Source organism: Alteromonas sp. ABH4_456, from assembly GCF_056160645.1.
In genome coordinates this window covers 1-6,338 of record NZ_JBSWXO010000027.1, presented here as the reverse complement: position 1 = coordinate 6,338, position 6,338 = coordinate 1, and the positions used below count along the sequence as shown (strand labels likewise).

Sequence of the window (6,338 nt, the reverse complement as noted above, 5' to 3'; positions counted from 1 at the left end):
CGGTAATTTCTTTTTGGCGATTGATCTGATCGCAGAAATCACACTGAGTTCCCCTATGGGGTGCTCTACACTTAAGAACAGTTATTTAGTAGCGTTCAGACGAGAAAGTTGTCACAACTCATTTTTTCGTTCAAAATACAACACCGCCTAGTCATATGCGGCTAAGTAATGTTTTCTCGCTTTCTGTTTACATTAGCGCGAAATTTGGAAGGCGATTCACCGAATTGTGCTTTAAAAACACGGCTAAAATGCGACACATCTTCAAATCCCCATGAATAGGCAATTTCTGAGATTGACTTCATTTCATGCTCCAACAAGGTGAGATCCGATCGACACTGCTCTAAACGCCGCCTGATAATAAAGGTGTTCAACGTTTGCCCATTACCATAAGTTTTAAATGCATTGTGCAGATAGCGTTTGCTGCAACCGATTGCGTCTGCGATATAGTCTAAATTTAAGTTGGGGTCTGACAAACGACGGGCTACCAGCCCTTTTATTCGCTCAAATGTGAGTTGTAATGAATCCAGTTGCTGCGAGCTGGTCATTTCATTGGAAGCAGATCCCTTAAACAATATTAAGATTGAATTTGCAATCGAGATTTCTTCTATTGATGACCAACTTCGCGATGCATCGACCACCGATTTCATTAAATCCAACAATAAGCTAGCGGCATTGTTGTCACACAAATGCAGTTTATTGGAAATACGGTGTACACTGGGCGCGTCTGGGTAGAGATCATACCAAGACAAAGTGAGTAATAATTGCTCGCTCGGTGACCAGTTGTCAACAACGTAGAGCACGTTACTCGAATTAATTGACCATGAGTTCTCCAATAATTCCACACGCCTTTTATCTTGCAATACTTCAGTCGAACCGCTTATTTGATAATGTACATGCACCTCAGCCGAGGCATTTTTATTTTCAGAGCTGCTACTCATGGCCCCAGTGACGGAATGTGGTGAAGCCTTAATATAAAGCAACTGAATTGAACCGAATTGGAATCGGTTTGCCTGCACTGAAAACGGACAATCTATAGACTTAACAACCGGTAAGTCTGCTGTTTTGAGCACTCGGCTCAAGTAATAAGCCCACTCATTGGTGTCATTAGTATTTATCGACTCTAGTAGTGCCACTGCCTAATCTAACTTCAATTCAAAGAATTCACTGTAATCCACACAAAGTAACTTCACTCTCAGTCAAAATCAATTTCACTAACAACAAAGATTGCCCTAATTAACAAAGATAACATTCTAGTCACAAAATGAGTTGATTGCTTAAGGTATTTAAATGAGATCGAAAGTTCCCGCATGGGTATCACCCGACAGCTTTTTGGAATTTATCAAGGAATGCGCTGCGCTGGTTGGACAACAAAATATCGTTATTGACGACCAAGATATAAACGCCTACCGGGACGCATATCGTATGACCGGTGACGTCAATCATATTCCTGCGGCGGCTGTCATTGTTAACACCCGTGATGAGGTGATGGCCATTGTTAAATTGGCAAATACTCTCAAAGTGCCACTTTGGCCAATTTCTCGAGGTAAAAATCTCGCTTATGGCGGGTCTGCTCCGCAAATGAGCGGTTCAGTGATACTCGACATGAGCCGTATGAATAAGATTATCGAAGTTAATGAAGAGCTCGGCTACATAAAGCTTGAGCCAGGAGTCGGTTTCTTCGATCTGGAAAATTACCTACGTGAAAATCACATTAAATTGTGGGCATCTTACCCTGAACAATGCTGGGGCAGTGTAATTGGCAATGCAATGGACAGAGGGGTCGGGCGAACACCTTATGGCGACCACTCTGCAAACTTCTGTGGGTTGGAAGTAGTACTTCCAACCGGTGAATTGTTGAAAACTGGCATGGAGGCAATGACAGCCAGCAAATCAGGTCCCGTGTATAAACATGGTTTTGGCCCCGGCTATGACCAACTATTTGTCCAATCAAATTTTGGGATCGTTACATCGGCTACCGTATGGTTAATGCCACAGCCCAAATCGACGATAACGTTGCGCTTAGGCGCGCCCGACGAGGATGACTTGGGATGGATGATGGAAACACTCATCACCCTCTGTAAAGAAGGAATCATTGATCAGTATTTTACCCTTATCAATTTTATGCCCATAGTTGCTATGTACACCACGCGTGAGAAATGGTTTGAAAAAGGTAAACCGATGACTCAGGCACAAATTCATCAGATGCTAAAGGCAATGAAATTGGGGTGGTGGAACGCGGAGGTTACTTTCTACGGAAATCAGTCAGTCATCGAAGCCAAGGAAGCCGAGCTCAGAGCCGCTTTCAGTGCTTATCCAAAATTACATATTGAACGTTTTTTCTGGACCGATGATATGCCATTGTCAAAATCAGGAAAATCTAACCCAACAACGAATTCCTTTCAGCTTATCAACTGGTATGGCGGTCGTGGTGGCCATATAGACTTTTCTCCTGTTCTGCCCTCTATTGCAAGTGAGATTTTAGCCTACTACTACGAAACGAAAAAACTCGTTGAACAATATGGTCAGGATTTTCATTGCGCCCTTCACGTTAAACAACGTCATTGTGTTTGCATTAATGCCCTGCGATTTGATCGCGACGACCCGGGAATGACAAGCAATGTCACAAAATTGTTTAAGCAGCTACTCGAAGACGCTAAACAACGGGGTTATGGAGAGTACAGAACCCACTTGGATTGGATGGACGAGGTCGCGTCAACCTACGACTTTAATGACGGAGCATTGCTGAAACTCAGTAAAACCATAAAGGATGCACTCGATCCTAACGGCATACTGGCGCCAGGAAAATCAGGAATATGGCCTTCGTCTCTTGATGAGCAAAAAGGAGAATCTCAATGAAAAGACTTACCATAATTTCTGTACTGTTTTACCTCTTTAATCCTTCTACTCATGCGTCAACCGGTGAAGCGCTGTACATTCAAAAGTGTGCGGTTTGTCACTCAGCGGGAAACGCCGCGTTTTTAAAACTCATGCACAAATATGGCCCAGAGCAAGCCGATCTCGTGGTTCGAGAAATACCCCAAGCCTTGGTGACAACTGCAGTTCGCTATGGCTTAGGCAGTATGCCCGCGCTAACCAAAGGCGATGTGACCAATGCAGAGCTTATCGAAATTGCTAATTATTTAGCCGCTGAAGAACGCAAGGAGGCAAAGTGAACAGACGAGAATTTATTTGCAATTCAGTGTCGTTAGGCGTGTTCTTACCAACGTTGGGGTATGCCTCACAGTGGTCTGGTGATAGTCGCCATGAACTTTACATTTACGACAAGTATTTGCCCTTTGCTTCAATAAGTAATAGCTCTTTACAAACTTCGATACACCATTTACAGGACGAATGTGGTGCTTGGTTTTTACATACTGTCGCACCGCAGCTTCGCAAAGGAAATACGCAGGTTATTGGAGTGACATCTGGTGCAGACATGAGTTTCTTACTCAGTGCATTAACCGACTATCAGATGTATCGCGCTGACGTAACTAAAGTAACCATCGTTTCTGGTCAGGTATTGATTTCGCGTTACTCATCCGATGGCGGCGCGATAGCATCTACTGCTGACTTTGCACTTAACAACGAATCCCAGCTCGCTAATGTATACACCAAATTCCATCCAAGACTGTTACCAATTGGATTAAACGCAATAAACACCAACACAGAGTTTTTTCTGTGGAAAACACTATAAAATGACAAATAAGAGATTTCTATGAAAATCAAGCTACCTACATTTAAGCTGACCTGTATTTCCACCGGCTTACTCAGCGCGCTTTCTGCCGGACACGCATTTGCGCAGCAACAAGAGCACAATACAGAGCTGGAGGTGATTGAAATATCTGCGGAGAGGCGCACGGCTTCGGTTCAAGACACCGCCATAACTATGGATGTGTTGAGCGGTAATACACTGCAAGAAAGAGGTGTCGTTAATTTAGAGGGGATCACCAATCTCGTACCCGCCTTAAATTTTAACAAAGACACTATTTATACCAGTTTTACATTGCGCGGCGTTGGTAGCTCAAATGCGAACAATTTGCTGGGCGACAACTCAATTACCGTGGCAATAGATGGCGAGTACATTAACCGCCCAGTTGCAATTAATACTGCAATGTTTGATTTAGAGCGCGTAGAAGTGCTGCGGGGTCCACAAGGCACCCTATATGGTAAAAACGCCACCGCTGGAGCTATCAATTTGATTGCCGCACGGCCAGAACTTGACTTCAATGGTGGCGAAGTAATGGCGGAAATTGGTGCTTTTAACAACAAATTGCTGCAAGGTAGCGCAAATTTTAGCGTCTCAGATAATGTTGCCGTGAGAGCAGCGGTCAACGTGAATCGTCGTGACGGTTATCGTGACGCAGGCGATGCCGGCGACGTTGACGATGCGAGTTCTGATGCAGTGCGCTTAGGGCTCCTCTATACGCCAAGCGCGGATACCAGCGTTTACATGGCAGCAGAGTACAGCAAAGTCGACCAAACTGCGCCTTCTCGTTATGGGGTAAGTTTACAGGGCGAGTACACCGCAGGTCTTGCCCCCAGTGACTTTACCACTGAAATACCGGATGAATGGGAACAAGGCGATGCGGGTCACCTGAAAATTGACCAATACGCTTTGAGAACGGAGATTACTCACGAATTTGATACACTTGCTTTGAATTATTTAGCAAGCTATAGAAATGTGGATGTCGATAGTTACCAGCCATTGAATGGCTTCGTACCATCGCTGTTCAACTTCATGAATATGAATGAAATTACCACCGTTAATCATGAATTACGTCTATTAGGCGAACAACCTAAGTACTTCTGGCAAGCCGGAGTATTTTACGGTACTGAAGAGCAAAAATCAGAAAGTGGCGCTGTTGTAATACCCGCGGATTCAGCATGGCTAAATTACTTTGATCATGCCGTTGATACCACTACAGCCGCAGTGTTCGCACAAGGAACCGTTCACCTAACCGAAAAATTAGATTTAACCGTGGGGGGGCGTTACACCAAAGACAAAAAATCCAGAGATGCATACGACCTTGCTGCACCAAGCTTTGCGCTTGGCATTGAAGGTTATCCTACTAAACCCAACGCTGAAGCTTTTGTTGAAACCTCTGGCCCTACTTCAGCATCATGGGGCGAAGTTACCTGGCAGTTAGGGCTTGACTATCATTTAAATAAGCAAAGTATGTTTTTCGCAAAGGCAAGTAAAGGCTATAAAGCTGGTGGTTTTGACGCAGTTGGTGATTACGAACCAGAAATCTTACTCGCCTTTGAAGCTGGGATTAAAAGCGATTTACTCAACAACAAGCTACGCTTGAATTTGTCGACATTCCACTATGATTATAAAAACCAGCAAGTCGCTGTTTTGCGTGACATTAGTATCGGCTATCAAACTCTTAATGCCGGCGAAACCAGTATTAATGGTATTGAACTAACGTCCAATTATATGCTGAGCGACAATGATCAAGTTGATGTGAGTATTAATTATCTGGATGCTAGTTTTGACACATTTCCTACAACCCAAGCACTGGTTTTGGCGGACGCTTCTACCTATTCATCGGATGAAGACTATCTAGCTGTATCTACCGTTAACTTGAAGGGAAATACTCCCCCTCAGTCACCTGAATGGAGTGTCGCAGTAGGCTACAAACATTATTGGACAATGGAAAATGGCGACATTGTGTTTGCGTTAAATAGCCAATTAAAGTCGTCTTATTACTTAACCCCGTTTAACTGGGAATCTGATAAGCAAAACGGATATTCAAAAACATCATTGAGACTGACCTATCAATCCTACGACAACTGGAAATTAACGGCATATGTTAACAACGTTGAGGATGAACAAGATCTCACTTACTCAGCGTTTACAGGTGGACCTTCTGTGAGTATATACAACTTCGCCAAAAACGTGCCAAGAACGTGGGGTATTCAATACAACTATACGTGGTAACTTTTATCACCGGCCAATGCAGACCGGCCGGTGTACTTGCACTTTAAATAGCAGTTTTTTTATGCTAATCAAACAACGTGCGTTATCTTGCCGCTAGTACAACTACCCTTGCATGATTCTCAATCAGTCCCAGAAGAAACAACCTTGCGCGGCTAGGCATACAAAGAATCTAAGAGAGAAACGAAAGAACCAAACAGGATCTAACACCCACATAAGGGGAAGTAACGCGTGGGCTATAATCCGAGCGAAGCGACAGAGCCCATGCGTTACTGTCCCAGCGAAGCGACTTAATGTGTTTGATACTTGTTGAGCCTTCTCCCCAGCTTAGCCAATTTCTTGGCTAAGCTGGAAGGCGACCAAACCCAAACGGAGAAGACTCAATGCAATTTTATACTAA

General features: G+C 43.9%; 5 protein-coding genes. 4 read left to right on the top strand and 1 reads right to left on the bottom strand.

Going from position 1 to position 6,338, the window contains the following annotated elements; translation table 11 throughout:
• Nucleotides 1-161 precede the first annotated feature (161 nt).
• Nucleotides 162-1,070, bottom strand: coding sequence for an AraC family transcriptional regulator (locus ACXAG2_RS20665; protein ID WP_474870182.1), 909 nt, complete (start codon nt 1,068-1,070; stop codon nt 162-164).
• 217 nt (nt 1,071-1,287) lie between these two features.
• On the opposite strand from ACXAG2_RS20665, the gene ACXAG2_RS20660 reads away from it, so the two are divergent.
• Genes ACXAG2_RS20660 through ACXAG2_RS20645 form a run of 4 tightly spaced genes read left to right on the top strand, consistent with a single transcriptional unit; the run spans nt 1,288 to nt 5,941 of the window.
• Nucleotides 1,288-2,856, top strand: coding sequence for an FAD-binding oxidoreductase (locus ACXAG2_RS20660; RefSeq protein WP_474870180.1), 1,569 nt, complete (start codon nt 1,288-1,290; stop codon nt 2,854-2,856).
• Nucleotides 2,853-3,173, top strand: a complete 321-nt coding sequence (locus ACXAG2_RS20655) for a c-type cytochrome (RefSeq protein WP_474870179.1) — start codon at nt 2,853-2,855, stop codon at nt 3,171-3,173. Before ACXAG2_RS20660 ends, ACXAG2_RS20655 begins: the two co-directional genes overlap by 4 nt.
• Nucleotides 3,170-3,694: a hypothetical protein gene (locus ACXAG2_RS20650; protein WP_474870177.1), complete on the top strand. Its 525-nt coding sequence runs from the start codon at nt 3,170-3,172 to the stop codon at nt 3,692-3,694. Before ACXAG2_RS20655 ends, ACXAG2_RS20650 begins: the two co-directional genes overlap by 4 nt.
• Nucleotides 3,695-3,715: 21 nt before the next feature.
• Nucleotides 3,716-5,941 carry a TonB-dependent receptor gene (locus ACXAG2_RS20645; RefSeq protein WP_474870174.1) on the top strand — a complete coding sequence of 742 codons (2,226 nt, stop codon included), beginning with the start codon at nt 3,716-3,718 and terminating at the stop codon, nt 5,939-5,941.
• Nucleotides 5,942-6,338: the final 397 nt, after the last annotated feature.

Coding starts and splice junctions, on each gene's coding strand:
- ACXAG2_RS20660 (WP_474870180.1), top strand. CDS start 1,288: ATGAGATCGAAAGTTCCCGCATGGGTATCACCCGACAGCTTTTTGGAA.
- ACXAG2_RS20655 (WP_474870179.1), top strand. CDS start 2,853: ATGAAAAGACTTACCATAATTTCTGTACTGTTTTACCTCTTTAATCCT.
- ACXAG2_RS20645 (WP_474870174.1), top strand. CDS start 3,716: ATGAAAATCAAGCTACCTACATTTAAGCTGACCTGTATTTCCACCGGC.